This window comes from Streptomyces sp. YKOK-I1 (genome assembly GCF_054660435.1).
Genome location: NZ_BAAGDR010000001.1, coordinates 5979817 through 5995194, shown reverse-complemented (window position 1 = coordinate 5995194; position 15378 = coordinate 5979817). Strand labels below are relative to the sequence as shown.

Sequence of the window (15378 nt, the reverse complement as noted above, 5' to 3'; positions counted from 1 at the left end):
GTTTCCGCAGGTCAGCCGCTATGGGACCGGATCGGCGTCCCGAGTTGCCCGGCAAGTGTGGAAGACCGGAGGCCGTACGACCCAGGCTTGCCCCATGCCTGAACTCCGTATCCGTCTCCTCGCCGCCGCCCTCACCGCGACGGCCGCGCTGACCCTGACCGCCTGCAACGACGGCCAGGGCCTACGAGACGAGGGCCCGTCCGGCACCGCAGGGGCGCGGGGCCCTGTCGATATGCGGCTCCGCCACGGGGCGCGACAAGCCACGACGGCGCCGCACCGACCCGACAACCTGCCCCGGCACTACCGAAGCTTCAACGCCGCCTCGGTGGCCCAGTAGGTGAGGATGTTCCGCGCCCCCGCCCGCTTGATCCCCGTGAGCGTCTCGAAGATCGCCCGGTCCCGGTCGACCCACCCCTTCTCCGCGGCGGCCTCGATCATCGAGTACTCGCCGGAGATCTGATAGGCCGCCACCGGCACGTCCACCGCGTCCGCGACCCGCGCCAGGATGTCGAGGTAGGGGCCGGCCGGCTTGACCATCACCATGTCGGCGCCCTCCTCCAGGTCCAGCGCCAGCTCACGCATCGACTCACGGAAGTTCGCCGGGTCCTGCTGGTAGGTCTTCCGGTCGCCCTTCAGGGACGAGCCGACGGCCTCCCGGAACGGCCCGTAGAACGCGGACGAATACTTGGCGGTGTAGGCGAGGATCGCGACGTCCTCCCGCCCGATCTGGTCGAGCGCGTCGCGGACGACCCCGATCTGGCCGTCCATCATCCCGCTGGGCCCCACCACGTGCGCCCCGGCGTCGGCCTGCACCTGGGCCATCTCCGCGTACCGCTCCAGGGTGGCGTCGTTGTCGACGCGCCCCTGGTCGTCGAGCACCCCGCAGTGTCCGTGGTCGGTGGTCTCGTCCAGGCACAGGTCGGACATCACGAGCAGGTCGTCGCCGACCTCGGCCCGCACGTCCCGCAGGGCGACCTGGAGGATCCCGTCCGGGTCGGTCCCCGGCGTCCCCAGGGCGTCCTTCTTCGACTCCTCCGGCACACCGAAGAGCATGATCCCGGAGACCCCGGCCTCCACCGCCTCCAGCGCGGCCTTCTTCAGGCTGTCCCGGGTGTGCTGCACCACGCCCGGCATGGCCTGGATCGGCACCGGCTCGCTCACGCCCTCCCGCACGAAGGCGGGAAGGATGAAGTCGGCCGGGTGCAGCCGGGTCTCGGCGACCATGCGCCGCATGACGGGGGTGGTCCGCAGCCGCCGCGGCCGCGAACCGGGGAAGGATCCGTACGTCGTCATGCGTCCACGCTACGCCCGTCCGGGCCCTGCCTTTGCCGACGCGGAGTCGGACCCGGCACGGTCCCCGGTGTGACGTTCTCCACCATCACCGAGTCGGAAACACGGAGCGCCCCGCCGTCCCCACTACGGGGACGGCGGGGCGCTCGGGTGAACTCAGGCCGCTGTCGACGGCGACTACGTCGCCCGGCGCCTGCGCGAGCCCGGACGCCGCTCGCTCGGCCGTGTCACCGGGTCCCCGGCCTCCAGCGCCGCGGTCCGCCGCCGCAGCCCGAAGTCGGCCAGCGCCTCCGCGAGCTTGTGCACCGACGGCTCGGGAGCCATGACATCCACCCGAAGGCCGTGCTCCTCGGCCGTCTTGGCCGTCGCCGGACCGATACAGGCGATCACCGTGACGTTGTGCGGCTTCCCGGCGATGCCCACCAGGTTCCGTACGGTCGAGGACGAGGTGAAGAGCACGGCGTCGAAGCCGCCGCCCTTGATCGCCTCACGGGTCTCCGCCGGCGGCGGAGAGGCCCGCACGGTCCGGTACGCCGTGACGTCGTCGACCTCCCAGCCCAGCTCGATCAGCCCGGCGACCAGGGTCTCCGTGGCGATGTCGGCGCGCGGCAGGAAGACCCGGTCGATCGGGTCGAAGACGGGGTCGTAGGGCGGCCAGTCCTCCAGGAGACCGGCGGCGCTCTGCTCACCGCTCGGCACCAGGTCCGGCTTCACGCCGAAGGCGATCAGCGCCTTCGCGGTCTGCTCGCCCACCGCGGCCACCTTGATGCCCGCGAAGGCACGGGCGTCGAGGCCGTACTCCTCGAACTTCTCCCGGACGGCCTTGACCGCGTTGACCGAGGTGAAGGCGATCCACTCGTAGCGGCCGGTGACCAGGCCCTTGACGGCCCGCTCCATCTGCTGCGGGGTGCGCGGCGGCTCGACGGCGATCGTCGGGACCTCGTGCGGCACCGCGCCGTAGGACCGCAACTGGTCGGAGAGCGACGCCGCCTGCTCCTTCGTGCGCGGCACGAGGACCTTCCAGCCGAACAGCGGCTTGGACTCGAACCAGGCCAGCTGTGCGCGCTGGGCGGGGGCGGAACGCTCGCCGACCACGGCTATCACCGGGCGGCCGCCGTCCGGCGAGGGCAGCACCTTCGCCTGCTTCAGCGTCTGCGCGATCGTGCCGAGCGTCGCCGACCAGGTGCGCTGGCGGGTCGTCGTACCGGCGACCGTGACCGTCAGCGGGGTGTCGGGCTTGCGGCCGGCGGACACCAGCTCACCCGCCGCGGCCGCCACCGAGTCCAGCGTCGTCGAGACGACCACCGTGCCGTCGGAGGCGCCGACCTCCGTCCAGCAGCGGTCGGAGGCCGTGCGCGCGTCCACGAACCGGACGTCGGCGCCCTGGGCGTCCCGCAGCGGCACCCCGGCGTACGCGGGCACGCCGACCGCCGCCGCCACGCCCGGGACCACCTCGAACGGCACCCCGGCGGCGGCGCAGGCGAGCATTTCCTCGGCCGCGTACGTATCCAGTCCCGGGTCCCCGGACACCGCACGGACGACCCGCCTGCCGCCCCGCGCGGCCTCCATGACAAGATGTGAGGCATCCCGCACAGCGGGTACCTCGACGCTTGTTGACGTGCCGTCAACGAGCTTGGGGTGAGGCGTGCCTGTGCCCGGAAGCGGGTCCGCAGAGGGACCGGTTTCCGCGTTCACGACGGACACGCCGGGCCGCGCGTGCGTCCGTACGACGTCGAGCACCTCGTGCTCGGCGACGAGGACGTCCGCGTTCGCCAGCGCCTCCACGGCGCGCAGAGTCAGCAGTCCCGGATCCCCGGGTCCGGCACCCAGAAAGGTGACGTGCCCGTGCTCAGGAACGGCGGCGGCAGGAAGGGCGGTGGGGCTCACAGTGCTCGCTCCCCCATCAGACCGGCCGCGCCCTGGGCGAGCATCTCGGCGGCGAGTTCGCGACCGAGCGCCATTGCCCCGTCGTGCGTCTCGGGCACGGGACCGGTGGTGGACAGCTGCACCGTACGGGTGCCGTCGGTGGTCCCGACGACGGCCCGCAGGCGCATTTCCTTGACAATCTGCCCGTCGGCCAGAAGGTCGGCCAGCGCGCCCACAGGGGCGCTGCAACCGGCCTCCAGGGCGGCGAGCAGTGACCGTTCGGCCGCCACGGCGACCCGGGTGAACGGGTCGTCGAGCGCGCCGAGCGCGGCGATCAGGTCCGCGTCGTGCGCGGCACATTCGATGGCCAGGGCTCCCTGGCCGGGGGCGGGCAGGACGGTGTCTATCGACAGGAAGTCGGTGACCTCGTCGATCCGGCCCATGCGGCTCAGGCCGGCCGCGGCCAGCACCACCGCGTCCAGCTCGCCGTCCTTGACGTATCCGATCCGCGTGTCGACGTTGCCGCGGATCGGGACCGTCTCGATGTCCAGCCCGTGGGCGCGGGCGTACGCGTTCAGCTGCGCCATGCGGCGCGGCGAACCCGTGCCGATGCGCGAGCCGCGCGGCAGGTCGGTGAACTTCAGCGCGTCCCGGGCCACGATCACGTCGCGGGGGTCCTCGCGCACCGGTACGGCGGCCAGGACCAGGTCCTCGGGCTGCGTGGTCGGCAGGTCCTTCAGCGAGTGAACCGCGAAGTCGACCTCCCCCGTGAGCAGCGCGTCGCGCAGGGCCGTGACGAACACACCGGTGCCGCCGATCTGCGCGAGGTGCTCGCGGGAGACATCGCCGTAGGTGGTGATCTCGACGAGCTCGACCGGCCGGCCGGTGACCCGGCGCACGGCGTCCGCGACCTGCCCGGACTGGGCCATGGCCAGCTTGCTCCGTCTGGTCCCGAGCCTCAGTGCTCTCGTACTCATGCCGCTCATGCCGGCCCTCGGTTCTCTGCGTTCTTCTCGGTGCTGTCCTCGGCCCGGGACACGGCGGCCACCGCCTCCTGGTCGAGGTCGAACAGGGTCCGCAGCGCGTCCGCGTACCCGGCGCCGCCGGGTTCGGCCGCGAGCTGCTTGACCCTGACGGTCGGCGCGTGCAGCAGCTTGTCGACGACGCGCTTGACGGTCTGGGTGATCTCGGCGCGGTGCCTGTCGTCGAGGCCGGGCAGCCGCCCTTCGAGGCGGGCCATCTCGTTCGCGACGACGTCCGCGGCCATCGACCGCAGCGCGACCACGGTCGGCGTGATGTGCGCGGCGCGCTGGGCGGCGCCGAACGCGGTGACCTCGTCGGCGACGATCCGCCGCACCAGGTCCACGTCGGCGGCCATGGGTGCGTCGGCGGAGGCCTCCGCGAGCGACTCGATGTCGACGAGTCGCACCCCGGCCAGCCGGTGCGCGGCGGCGTCGACGTCCCGCGGCATCGCGAGGTCGAGCAGGAACAGCACCGGTGCGGGGCGTACGGGGGTGGCGACCGGCTCGGGCCTGCGGCGCTCGGGGATGCGGCCGACGCTGGCGGCGGTGGCGGCCAGCGCGGTGATCAGTTCGGCGTCGGCCTCGGGGCCGCGGCGGCCGGCGGTACGGCGGTCGACGGTCGCGTTGTCGACCCAGGCCGCGTGCTGCTCCAGGGTCGCCGCGTCCATGCCGGCCACGGCGGCCTCGCCCATCACGGAGAACCCGGGCTGCTGCTGCACGGCGGACAGGTCCAGCGGACAGCCCTCGTCGGTGCCGAGGGAGGTCGGCGGCAGCGTCCGCAGGGAGGGGTTCTCCTCGTCGAAGACGACGGGCTCGCCGGTGCGGCCCTCGACGGCCGCCGCGATGGCCTCCGCCGTGAGGACGAGTCCCGTCGCGCCCGTACAGGAGACGACGACGTCGGCACGTGTCAGCTCGGCCGGCACCGATTCGATCGGGACCGCGCGGGCCGCCACGTCCGTGTACTCGTCCTCGCCCAGTATCCGGGCGAGGCGTTCGGCGCGGTCGAAGGTGCGGTTGGCGACGACGACCTCGGTGACGCCCACCCGCGCCAGGGTCGCGGCGGCCAGCGAGGACATCGAGCCCGCGCCGATGACCAGCGCTCTTCTGCCCTGAGCCCAGTCCCGCACCTCGGCGCCGGCGGCGAGCTGTTCCAGCCCGAACGTCACCAGCGACTGTCCGGCGCGGTCGATGCCGGTCTCGGAGTGGGCGCGCTTGCCGACTCTGAGTCCCTGCTGGAACAGGTCGTTCATCAGCCGGCCGGCGGTGTGCAGCTCCTGCGCCCTGGCGAGGGAGTCCTTGAGCTGGCCGAGGATCTGTCCCTCGCCGACGACCATGGAGTCCAGCCCGCAGGCCACCGAGAACAGATGGTGGACGGCCCGGTCCTCGTAGTGGACGTAGAGGTAGGGGGTCAGCTCCTCCAGCCCCACCCCGCTGTGCTGGGCGAGCAGCGTGGACAGCTCGGCGACACCGGCGTGGAACTTGTCCACGTCGGCGTAGAGCTCGATGCGGTTGCAGGTCGCGAGGACGGCGGCCTCGGCGGCCGGTTCGGCGGCGACCGTGTCCTGGAGCAGCTTGAACTGGGCGTCCGGGGAGAGGGAGGCCCGCTCCAGGACGCTGACGGGTGCGCTGCGGTGGCTCAGTCCGACGACGAGGAGGCTCATGCCGGCATCACGGCGGGTACGTCCCCGTCGGGCCCCTGGTCGGTGGTCTCTTCGTGCGCCACGGCCGGCACTGCGGCGCCCTCGTGGGCGGCGCTCTCCTCGCCGGCCTTGCGCTGCTCGTGGAAGGCGAGGATCTGCAGCTCGATGGAGAGGTCGACCTTGCGCACGTCGACGCCGTCCGGGACGGACAGGACGGTCGGCGCGAAGTTCAGGATGGAGGTGACCCCGGCGGCCACGAGCCGGTCGCAGACCGGCTGGGCGGCACCGGCGGGCGTGGCGATGACACCGATCGACACGCCGTTGTCGGTGATGATCTTTTCCAGGTCGTCCGTGTGCTGCACGGGGATGCCGGCGACGGGCTTGCCGGCCATCGCGGGGTCGGCGTCGATGAGGGCGGCGACCCGGAAGCCGCGGGAGGCGAACCCGCCGTAGTTGGCGAGGGCGGCGCCCAGGTTTCCGATGCCGACGATCACTACCGGCCAGTCCTGGGTGAGCCCGAGCTCACGGGAGATCTGGTAGACGAGATACTCGACGTCGTAGCCGACACCGCGCGTTCCGTAGGAACCCAGGTAGGAGAAGTCCTTGCGCAGCTTGGCGGAGTTGACCCCCGCGGCCGCGGCCAGTTCCTCGGAGGAGACCGTGGGTACCGAGCGCTCCGACAGCGCGGTCAGCGCGCGGAGGTACAGCGGAAGCCTGGCGACGGTGGCCTCGGGAATCCCTCGGCTACGGGTCGCCGGTCGGTGAGTTCGGCCAGTTGCCACGGTGCTCCTGCGGGTAGAGCGGGGCTGCGGGCGGTCACACGGACCCAGACCGCCCCGTCGACAGCAGGCTATGTCTTTGTGAACGCGTGCACAAAGATGGTGTCCGTTTTGCCCGGCCAACGTGACCGGGGTCACGCGCGTCGTTCCCAGGGACATCCCTAGGAGCATCCCCGGGGACAAAACAGACACACTCCTCGTGAATCCCGCCCCCGAGACCAAAGCGCCATCGATCCTAAGCGACACCGGGCACCTCTTGTACCGGTCGGTCAGTTCCTGGTCGTCCCCTCGTCGCCCAGCGCCTTGCGCAGCCGGGTCTCGTCCACCCGCCAGAAGGTGTGCTGCCTGCCGTCCACGAGCACCACCGGGATCTGCTCCCAGTACGCGTCGTACAGCGCCTTGTCCTCGGTGATGTCCCGGTGCTCCCAGGGCACACCGAGGTCGCCGCACACCTTCTCGACCACGGCCTGCGCGTCCTCGCACAGATGGCAGTCGGGCTTCCCGATGAGCGTGACGAGCCGGTCCTGCGGGGCCGGCCCCTTCCGTCGAAAGAGGGGACTCATACGGGTCATTCTCGCGCCTGTTCCTCTCACCTCTTTAACGGTGCGGTCGCGGAGAGTTCACACCCTCCGAACCTCGTGGCTCCGGAACCACCGAACAAACTGGCTATGCTCACGCCATGGCCGCTCTCGGATGGCTCACCCCCCGTAGGCGCTCCGCCACGGCGCGGAGCGTGTTGGCTGGCGAGGCCTCGGCTGAGGCCGCCCGCAAGTCCACTCAGGAAGAACAGCACCAGGCCCCGGAAGAAGAAGGGGCCGAACCGCAGTTCCCGGTCCACGGCGACGCGCTGGCCGCCGCCTTCTTCGACCTGGACAACACCGTGATGCAGGGCGCCTCCCTGTTCCACTTCGGCCGTGGCCTGTACAAACGCAAATTCTTCGAGACCAGCGACCTGGTCCGGTTCGCCTGGCAGCAGGCGTGGTTCCGGATGGCCGGCCTCGAGGACCCCGAACACATGCAGGACGCCCGCGACTCGGCGCTGTCCATCGTGAAGGGACACCGGGTCGCCGAGCTGATGTCGATCGGCGAGGAGATCTACGACGAGTACATGGCCGAGCGCATCTGGCCGGGCACCCGGGCCCTCGCCCAGGCCCATCTGGACGCCGGTCAGAAGGTGTGGTTGGTCACAGCCGCTCCGGTGGAGATCGCCACGGTGATCGCCCGCCGCCTCGGCCTCACCGGCGCCCTCGGCACGGTCGCCGAGTCGGTCGACGGCGTCTACACGGGCAAGCTCGTCGGCGAGCCGCTGCACGGCCCCGCCAAGGCGGAGGCGGTCCGCGCCCTGGCCGCGGCGGAGGGTCTCGACCTCTCCCGCTGCGCCGCCTACAGCGACTCCCACAACGACATCCCGATGCTCTCCCTCGTCGGCCACCCCTACGCGATCAACCCCGACTCCAAACTCCGCAAACACGCCCGGGGCCTCGACTGGCGCCTGCGGGACTACCGCACGGGCCGCAAGGCGGCGAAGGTCGGCATCCCGGCGGCGGCGGGGGTAGGAGCGGTGGCGGGCGGCACGGCGGCGGCGATCGCCCTGCACAAGCGACGCCGCTGAGTCTCGACGCATCCACGCCGAACAGACGGTCGTACCCCCCGGTGCGGCCGTCTATTCGCGTTGTCCGCGCACAGCCACAACACGCGCCCGACCGACCCGAAACTCAAACCTTTCCGATCAACAATCGCTCACCCCGTGCAACTTGATCGCATGCCAATCGGGCACAGAAGCGACGTAATCGAAGTTTTGAGCAACTCGGTGTAGCAGCGCCTGCACGAAGCGTTATTCTCCTCAGACGCAAACCGGTACCCCCCTGTCGCTACGACGGGTGAAAGGTCCCGCACTGCACGTGATGGAAGCTCTGCCTCTGGGAGTCCCGTGTACCCACACGTCGGGGTTGACGCCTCGGGCCTGGCTACGCTGCGCGCAACAGTCGCCACGATCAAAGAGTCGCTGCGCGTCCCCACCGCGTACGGCGTCCCCGCCCTCGCCACCGTGGTCCCCGCGGGACCAGCGGGCCCCTGCTACGCGCTGGCGGAAAGCAGCGCCGCGGTCGGCAGAAGAGGACGCTCGGGCAACGGCGCGACCACCTCGGCCCGCCGTCCCGCGGCCGACAGCGACAGCGCCCGGATGATGGACCTCGTCGAACGCGCCCAGGCCGGCGAGGCCGACGCGTTCGGGCGCCTGTACGACCAGTACAGCGACACCGTCTACCGCTACATCTACTACCGCGTCGGCGGCAAGGCGACCGCCGAGGACCTCACCAGTGAGACGTTCCTGCGCGCCCTGCGCCGCATCGGCACCTTCACCTGGCAGGGCCGTGACTTCGGCGCCTGGCTCGTGACCATCGCCCGCAACCTCGTCGCCGACCACTTCAAGTCCAGCCGCTTCCGGCTGGAGGTGACCACCGGCGAGATGCTCGACGCCAACGAGGTCGAGCGCTCCCCCGAGGACTCCGTCCTGGAGTCCCTCTCCAACGCCGCCCTGCTGGACGCCGTCCGCCGGCTCAACCCCCAGCAACAGGAATGCGTCACCCTCCGCTTCCTGCAGGGCCTGTCCGTCGCCGAGACCGCTCGGGTGATGGGCAAGAACGAGGGTGCCATCAAGACCCTCCAGTACCGCGCCGTCCGCACCCTCGCCCGGCTCCTGCCGGACGATGCCCGCTGAGCCCGGCCGGGCCCGGTGCGCCCACTGTCGGCGATCCCCAACTCACGTTCAGTGAAAGTCCGTTGTCTTCCCGATCCGATCATCCGCCGTCCGTAACCCAAGTGCCGCGCCAGTCGTTGTGCGGGATACAGGCTCCCTGTGGTCACGTCCCGGCCGACCCCGATCACTCGATCGAGGGAAAGCAGAACGGGCCGTGCAACCCTCGAGATCCCCGGGGAGTCGACCGTCATGACGAGAGGAGGTGCCGCCAGTGATCGCGAACGTATCGGCGCACCGGCGGGCGAACGCCTTCGCCCAGGCTCTGGAGGAGCAGTCCGACCAGGGCACGGCGGCCGAGCAGACCGAAGGATCACCGCCGGCGCCGGCCGCTGCGGACCAGACCGAGCGGGGCCGCCTCCTGGCCCTCGCGACGAGTCTCGCCGAGCTGCCCAAACCGGAGCTCGACCCCGAGGTCAAGGTCGTCCAGCGGGCCCAGTTGGTCGCCGCGATGGAGGCCATGCTGCAAGCGGGCACCGCAGGAGGCGAGGCAGGGGACGGATCGGTACCCGGACAACGGTCCCACCGCGCCAAGGGCGGGGCGCACCGGGCGAGCCCCCTGGGAAAGCTCCGGCCGCGCAGCCGGATCGCCAGGGGCCTCACCGCGGGCGGCCTGAGCGTGGGCGTGGCCGCGGGGGCCTTCGGCGGGGTGGCGGCCGCGAGTTCCGACGCCCTGCCCGGTGACGGGCTCTACGGCCTCAAGCGCGGCATCGAGGACTTCAAGCTCACCTACCTGTCCGACGGCGACGACGAGCGCGGCCGGACCTACCTCGACCAGGCCTCCACCCGGCTCAGTGAGGCCCGCCGCCTCATGGAGCGCGGCCGCGGCGGCCACCTCGACCATGAATCACTGGGCGAGATCCGCCGCGCGCTGAACGGCATGCAGCACGACGCCTCCGAGGGCCACCGGCTGCTCCACGAGGCGTTCGAGCGCGACCCGGACTCCCTGGCCCCCATCCAGGCCCTGGACGCGTTCTCCCGCTCCCACCGCGAGGCCTGGGGCGCCCTGCGCGAGAAGCTGCCCGTCCAGCTGGGCGACGTGAGCCAACAGGTCTCGTCGGTCTTCGAGGCCATAGACGAAGAGGTCGCCCCGCTGCAGTCCCGGTTCCCCCGTTCCCCCGCCCAGGGCGGCACCGGCGGACAGGGCTCCGGCTCGTCGTCCGCCGACACCTCGACCGGCACCGGACGCTCCACGAGCCCCGGCACCGGCGACACCGCCCAGACCGGCGGCACGGGCACGGGCAGCGGTCCCAGCAAGTCGGCGGGCTCCGGCACGACCGACGACGGCCTCCTGGGCGGCAGCACGGGCGGCCTCCTGGACCAGCCGGAGGGCACGAACTCGACCTCCCCGTCGACGAGCACCCCCTCCACCGCCCCCGACGTCACCATCCCGCCCCTCCTCCCCGGCCTCCTCCCCGGCCTGGGCATCGACAGCGAGGACGCGAGCTAGCACCCCGGTGGGGGCGCCCCTCAAAGAGGGACGCCCCCACCGCCGTACACCCAAAGGCTTCCAGAAGAACACCGGTGGGCGGCACCCGGCGACGGCCACCGCCCTCCACCGGCCCCACCGGCCCCACCCGGCGTCAGAAGAACACCGACCGCCGCTGCACCAGCAGCTTGTACAGCGTGTGCTGGATCTGTTCGCGGACCTGGTCGGTCAGGTTGAACATCAGCATCGGGTCCTCCGCCGCCTCCGGCGGATAGCCATCCGTCGGGATCGGCTCCCCGAACTGGATCGTCCACTTCGTCGGCAGCGGCACCGCCCCCAGCGGACCGAGCCACGGGAAGGTCGGCGTCAGCGGGAAGTACGGGAACCCCAGCACCCGCGCCAGCGTCTTCGCGTTGCCGATCATCGGGTAGATCTCCTCCGCCCCGACGATCGAGCAGGGAATGATCGGCGCCCCCTGTCGCAGCGCCGTCGAGACGAAGCCGCCCCGACCGAACCGCTGGAGCTTGTAGCGCTCGCTGAAGGGCTTGCCGATGCCCTTGAAGCCCTCCGGCATCACCCCGACCAGCTCCCCCGCCCCGAGCAGCCGCTCCGCGTCCTCCGCGCAGGCGAGCGTGTGCCCGAGCTTGCGCGCCAGCTCGTTGACGACCGGCAGCACGAACACCAGATCCGCGGCGAGCAGCCGCAGATGACGGCCGGCCGGATGCTTGTCATGGACGGCGACCTGCATCATCAGACCGTCCATCGGCACCGTCCCCGAGTGGTTGGCGACGATCAGCGCCCCGCCCTCCGCCGGGATGTTCTCGATGCCCTTGACCTCGACCCGGAAGTACTTCTCGTACACCGGCCGCAGCAGCGACATCAGGACCTGGTCGGTGAGCTCCTCGTCGTAACCGAAGTCGTCGACCTCGTAGTCGCCCGTGAGCCGCCGCCGCAGGAAGGACAGCCCGCCCGCGATACGCCGCTCCAGGCCCCCCTCGTCCCGCGCATCCGTCGTCACAGGAACATCATCCTGCCCAACAGCCCTGGTGGGCAGGGGCTGGACCTCGCCGATCTCACCGGCCTCGGCAATCTCACGGACCGGTGCGGGCTCGCCGTTCTTGCGCCGGCTCCCCACACCCCGACGCCGCGCCGGCCGCGCCGAAGCGCCCCCGCGGGTCCGGTCGTCGTCGAACGGAATGACCTTGGCGTCCGCCATCGTTGATGCGCTCCTCAGTTGGCGCTCGGCGTCGGGGGGTGGACCACGGAGGGGCCGGGGCCGCCACGGGCGAGCGGCGGCAGCGCACCGACCCGCTCGACGGCCCGCGCGACGGCCTCGGGCGGCAGCAGCCCGGGCCCCTGGCTGCGCGCGAAGTCCGCGAACGTCTCCGCCGTCGTGTAGCGCGGGCTGAACCCGAGCGTCTCGCGCATCTGCGTGGTCGACACGACCCGTCCATGGGTCAGCAGCCGGATCTGCTCGGGCGAGAAGTCCGTCATCCCCAGCGTCCGCACCAGCGACCCCGCCCAGGTGACGGCCGGCAGCAGCAGCGGCACGGTGGGCCGCCCGAGCCGCCGCGAGCACTGCGACAGCAGCAGCACCCCGTCCCCGGCGATGTTGAAGGTCCCGCTGTTGAGCGTGCCCCGCGCCGGCTCGTGCGAGGCGATCCGCAGCACCTCGATCACATCGTCCTCGTGCACGAACTGCAGCCGCGGGTCGTAGCCGAACACGGTCGGCAGCACGGGCAGCGCGAAGTACGAGGCGAGCGGCGTCTCGGCGGTCGGCCCGAGAATGTTCGCGAACCGCAGCACGCACACGGCCACATCGGGCCGCCGCCGCGCGAACCCGCGCACATACCCCTCGACCTCGACGGTGTCCTTGGCGAACCCGCCGCTGGGCAAGGACTTGGCGGAGGTCGTCTCGGTGAAGACAGCAGGATCCCGAGGCGCGGACCCGTACACATTGGTACTGCTCTTCACCACCAGCCGCTTCACACTGGGCGACTTCTGACACGCGCCGAGCAGCTGCATGGTCCCGATGACGTTGGTCTCCTTGACCGTGGTCCGGCTGCCACTGCCCAGCGCGGTCGCCGTCACATCGAGATGGACGACGGTGTCGGCGCCGGTCTCGGCCAGCACCCGCGCGATGGTGGGCTGCCGGATGTCGGCCTGCACGAACTCGGCACCGCCCAGATGGTGCTCCGGCCGCACGGCGTCCACCCCGACGACCCGCTCGACATCCGGGTCACGCTGAATCCGTCGGACGAACCGGCCCCCCAGCTGGCGGGCCACTCCGGTCACGAGCACGACCTTCCCCAAGACCAGCGCCTTCCTCTCGTCCGCACTGATGCACTGCTCGTACCCTGCCGCGTTCCCCGTGCGCGGGCCAACCTATCGGGTCGATGTTGCGCTGTGATGACCGACCGATGCACGAAGTGACGACACGGACCGGCCATACGACCTGATCAGCGAGGCTCTCACACCCCGCCCGTCCAGACACGCGCACGGCATTCAGCCCGCCGCACACCACCCGGACATGCGTGTGGCCCCCGTCGGCAGAACCGACTGGGGGCCACACCGCGCTTCGGCGGCTCACGCCTCGCGAAGAAGTGAAGGACGGACCTTACTTCTTGTTACGACGCTGAACGCGCGTGCGCTTGAGCAGCTTGCGGTGCTTCTTCTTGGCCATCCGCTTGCGCCGCTTCTTGATAACAGAGCCCACGACTACCCTCGCTCACTTCTCATCACTCGGTGTTTGGGCGCCATGGGCCCATACGACCTACGAGGGGCCAGCCTACCCGCCCGAGCGCCGAGGTCGTAATCGAGGGCTCCGGAGGGGTTCCGTCAGGCGGTTTCCACCCCCACATAACTCTCGCGGAGGTACTCGTGGACCGCTTGCTCGGGGACGCGGAAGGACCGCCCCACCCGGATCGCGGGCAGATGACCGCTGTGCACCAGCCGGTACACGGTCATCTTGGACACTCGCATCACCGAGGCGACTTCCGCCACGGTAAGGAACTGAACCTCGTTCAGAGGCCTTTCGCCTGCTGCAGCCATGACACACCTGAACCTTCCGCACTCGACGGCCACCGGCTTCCCCTTCCGGTGACTCTTCGTCGTTGCGTGCTCACTCCCCAATGTAGGGGCGGGTGATGCGAGTGGGGAAGAGGTGCACCCATCGCAGGCCTACTGTGACAGACACGCTCGATTGAGTACGTAGCGGGTCAGCGGCAGGTAGTAATCGGACCGCGCACCGTCATCAAGTGGAACGACGACGGATACGGCCCCCTCCGCCTCCCCCACGAACAGCGCCGGGTCGTCCGTATCAGCCAGCCCGATGGCCTCAACCCCCAGCTGACCTGCACCGCAGACCCAGCCATGGTCCCCGATCACAAGATCCGGCAGCCTCCCGCCCTCCTCGGCGGCCGCCCCGAGGGCCACCCGAACCGGCAGCGGGGAATGGCTGTGCACGGGGGTCGCACAACCGGCGCGTTCACCACCGCACTCCCGCACGACCCCGACCCCTCCGACGTAGTCAAGATTGCAGGTACGTAGACCGAACCGGGTCGTTATGTCGACACAGCGACCCTGCGCGGGGGTGAGGACAGTACATCCCCCCGCCGACAAGGCGTCCGCAAGCCCGGCGTAGAACCCCAGCAGCCGGTCCGGGTGCCCGGTCCCGAGAAGCACGCTCCCACCACGCTGGGCAACCGCCCCCACCCGCTCCCCGAAGGCGTCCAGCGCGGCAACCGTCCGTTCGGGATCAATCACATCCTGCCCTGAAACACACAGCGGATCGTCCGAAACCCCACACTTCTCCGCCATCAACGCGACCAACTCCCTCACCCCCCAGTCCCCTTCGGGACACACCCCGATCAACACCCGCGGATCCCGGGCAGCGAACCCCCGATACCTCCGCAGACTCACCTCCCGAGCGGTCCCCACCACCCCCGCGAGCCCCACCCCCACGAGATAACCCCGAATCCCACCCACATCCCTGAACACCCTCCCGATGCTCCCTGCCCCCCAATTCCCCGAATCTCTGAATGCCGAAAAGTGGGCCCGGTTGGCGTAAGAAGAGCTGCAACACCGGAAAGACAGCGGCGAAGCCCCACGGGGCCACAGGGACAAAGCCCCACGATGAACACGGGGGACTCAGTCTCACGGGGGGGTGCAGGGGCGAAGCCCCACGAGGGGTGCAGGGGCGGAGCCCCGCGAGGGGTGCAGGGGACGCAGTCCCCGCCGGGGTCCGGGGGCGGAGCCCCGGGGACGGGCACCACTCACCCAACCGAGTCGGGCGGGCGGGTGGGCAGACCCGCAGGGGTGCAGGGGACGCAGTCCCCGCCCGGGGCCGGGGGCGGAGCCCCGGGGACGGGCGCTTCCCGACCAACCGAGTCGGGTGGGCGGGTGGGCAGACCCGCAGGGGTGCAGGGGACGCAGTCCCCGCCCGGGGCCGGGGGCGGAGCCCCGGGGACGGGCACCACTCACCCAACCGAGTCGGGCGGGCGGGTGGGCAGACCCGCAGGGGTGCAGGGGACGCAGTCCCCGCCCGGGGCCGGGGGCGGAGCCCCGGGGACGGGCGCTTCCCGACCAACCGAGTCGG

At 71.1% G+C, this 15378-nt stretch carries 15 protein-coding genes; 4 read left to right on the top strand and 11 right to left on the bottom strand.

The genetic code is table 11. The annotated features are described in order from the left end of the window. The first annotated feature begins 94 nt into the window (after positions 1-94). Positions 95-337, top strand: coding sequence for a hypothetical protein (locus ACYQ8Q_RS26545; RefSeq protein WP_460068337.1), 243 nt, complete (start codon positions 95-97; stop codon positions 335-337). Here ACYQ8Q_RS26545 and hemB read toward each other — a convergent pair. The 6 genes from hemB to ACYQ8Q_RS26515 form a co-directional block, all read right to left on the bottom strand. After that, the gene (gene hemB, locus ACYQ8Q_RS26540) at positions 301-1293 is read right to left on the bottom strand and encodes a porphobilinogen synthase (RefSeq protein ID WP_460068335.1); all 993 of its coding nucleotides are present in this window, start codon (positions 1291-1293) and stop codon (positions 301-303) included. The two genes, ACYQ8Q_RS26545 and hemB, sit on opposite strands and share 37 nt — an antisense overlap. A 174-nt stretch (positions 1294-1467) precedes the next feature. Beyond that, the gene (locus ACYQ8Q_RS26535; protein WP_460068333.1) at positions 1468-3177 is read right to left on the bottom strand and encodes a bifunctional uroporphyrinogen-III C-methyltransferase/uroporphyrinogen-III synthase; all 1710 of its coding nucleotides are present in this window, start codon (positions 3175-3177) and stop codon (positions 1468-1470) included. After that, positions 3174-4133 (bottom strand): hydroxymethylbilane synthase, encoded by a 960-nt coding sequence (gene hemC, locus ACYQ8Q_RS26530; RefSeq protein ID WP_460068332.1) that lies wholly within the window; start codon positions 4131-4133, stop codon positions 3174-3176. Before hemC ends, ACYQ8Q_RS26535 begins: the two co-directional genes overlap by 4 nt. Before the next feature lie 5 nt (positions 4134-4138). Continuing rightward, on the bottom strand, positions 4139-5839 hold the full coding sequence (locus ACYQ8Q_RS26525; RefSeq protein ID WP_460068331.1) for a glutamyl-tRNA reductase: 1701 nt from the start codon (positions 5837-5839) through the stop codon (positions 4139-4141). Continuing rightward, positions 5836-6600 carry a redox-sensing transcriptional repressor Rex gene (locus ACYQ8Q_RS26520; protein WP_460068330.1) on the bottom strand — a complete coding sequence of 255 codons (765 nt, stop codon included), beginning with the start codon at positions 6598-6600 and terminating at the stop codon, positions 5836-5838. The genes ACYQ8Q_RS26525 and ACYQ8Q_RS26520 overlap by 4 nt, the downstream gene beginning before the upstream one ends. Before the next feature lie 266 nt (positions 6601-6866). Beyond that, positions 6867-7160, bottom strand: a complete 294-nt coding sequence (locus ACYQ8Q_RS26515) for a glutaredoxin family protein (RefSeq protein ID WP_460068329.1) — start codon at positions 7158-7160, stop codon at positions 6867-6869. Between the two features lie 116 nt (positions 7161-7276). Between ACYQ8Q_RS26515 and ACYQ8Q_RS26510 the strand changes: the two genes are divergently transcribed. From ACYQ8Q_RS26510 to ACYQ8Q_RS26500, 3 genes are all read left to right on the top strand, one after another. After that, positions 7277-8209, top strand: coding sequence for an HAD family hydrolase (locus tag ACYQ8Q_RS26510; protein ID WP_460068328.1), 933 nt, complete (start codon positions 7277-7279; stop codon positions 8207-8209). A gap of 318 nt (positions 8210-8527) precedes the next feature. Then, positions 8528-9316 carry an ECF subfamily RNA polymerase sigma factor, BldN family gene (locus ACYQ8Q_RS26505; RefSeq protein WP_460068327.1) on the top strand — a complete coding sequence of 263 codons (789 nt, stop codon included), beginning with the start codon at positions 8528-8530 and terminating at the stop codon, positions 9314-9316. Positions 9317-9566: 250 nt separating this feature from the next. Beyond that, complete coding sequence (locus ACYQ8Q_RS26500; protein ID WP_460068325.1) at positions 9567-10802, top strand: DUF5667 domain-containing protein; 1236 nt, start codon at positions 9567-9569, stop codon at positions 10800-10802. A 133-nt stretch (positions 10803-10935) separates the two neighbouring features. Here the strand turns inward: ACYQ8Q_RS26500 and ACYQ8Q_RS26495 are convergent, their stop codons facing one another. From ACYQ8Q_RS26495 to ACYQ8Q_RS26475, 5 genes are all read right to left on the bottom strand, one after another. Further along, a complete protein-coding gene (locus ACYQ8Q_RS26495) occupies positions 10936-11997 on the bottom strand; it encodes a lysophospholipid acyltransferase family protein (RefSeq protein ID WP_460068323.1) in 1062 nt (353 codons plus the stop codon). A 14-nt stretch (positions 11998-12011) separates the two neighbouring features. Then, complete coding sequence (locus ACYQ8Q_RS26490; protein WP_460068322.1) at positions 12012-13094, bottom strand: NAD-dependent epimerase/dehydratase family protein; 1083 nt, start codon at positions 13092-13094, stop codon at positions 12012-12014. 304 nt (positions 13095-13398) lie between these two features. Then, on the bottom strand, positions 13399-13497 hold the full coding sequence (locus ACYQ8Q_RS26485; RefSeq protein WP_003948845.1) for a 30S ribosomal protein bS22: 99 nt from the start codon (positions 13495-13497) through the stop codon (positions 13399-13401). A gap of 122 nt (positions 13498-13619) precedes the next feature. After that, on the bottom strand, positions 13620-13832 hold the full coding sequence (locus ACYQ8Q_RS26480) for a helix-turn-helix domain-containing protein (protein ID WP_004984898.1): 213 nt from the start codon (positions 13830-13832) through the stop codon (positions 13620-13622). A gap of 129 nt (positions 13833-13961) precedes the next feature. Next, positions 13962-14780 (bottom strand): phosphatase, encoded by an 819-nt coding sequence (locus ACYQ8Q_RS26475; protein ID WP_460068319.1) that lies wholly within the window; start codon positions 14778-14780, stop codon positions 13962-13964. Between the last annotated feature and the right edge of the window lie 598 nt (positions 14781-15378).

Coding starts and splice junctions, on each gene's coding strand:
- ACYQ8Q_RS26545 (WP_460068337.1), top strand. CDS start 95: ATGCCTGAACTCCGTATCCGTCTCCTCGCCGCCGCCCTCACCGCGACG.
- hemB (WP_460068335.1), bottom strand. CDS start 1,293: ATGACGACGTACGGATCCTTCCCCGGTTCGCGGCCGCGGCGGCTGCGG.
- hemC (WP_460068332.1), bottom strand. CDS start 4,133: ATGAGTACGAGAGCACTGAGGCTCGGGACCAGACGGAGCAAGCTGGCC.
- ACYQ8Q_RS26525 (WP_460068331.1), bottom strand. CDS start 5,839: ATGAGCCTCCTCGTCGTCGGACTGAGCCACCGCAGCGCACCCGTCAGC.
- ACYQ8Q_RS26515 (WP_460068329.1), bottom strand. CDS start 7,160: ATGAGTCCCCTCTTTCGACGGAAGGGGCCGGCCCCGCAGGACCGGCTC.
- ACYQ8Q_RS26510 (WP_460068328.1), top strand. CDS start 7,277: ATGGCCGCTCTCGGATGGCTCACCCCCCGTAGGCGCTCCGCCACGGCG.
- ACYQ8Q_RS26495 (WP_460068323.1), bottom strand. CDS start 11,997: ATGGCGGACGCCAAGGTCATTCCGTTCGACGACGACCGGACCCGCGGG.
- ACYQ8Q_RS26480 (WP_004984898.1), bottom strand. CDS start 13,832: ATGGCTGCAGCAGGCGAAAGGCCTCTGAACGAGGTTCAGTTCCTTACC.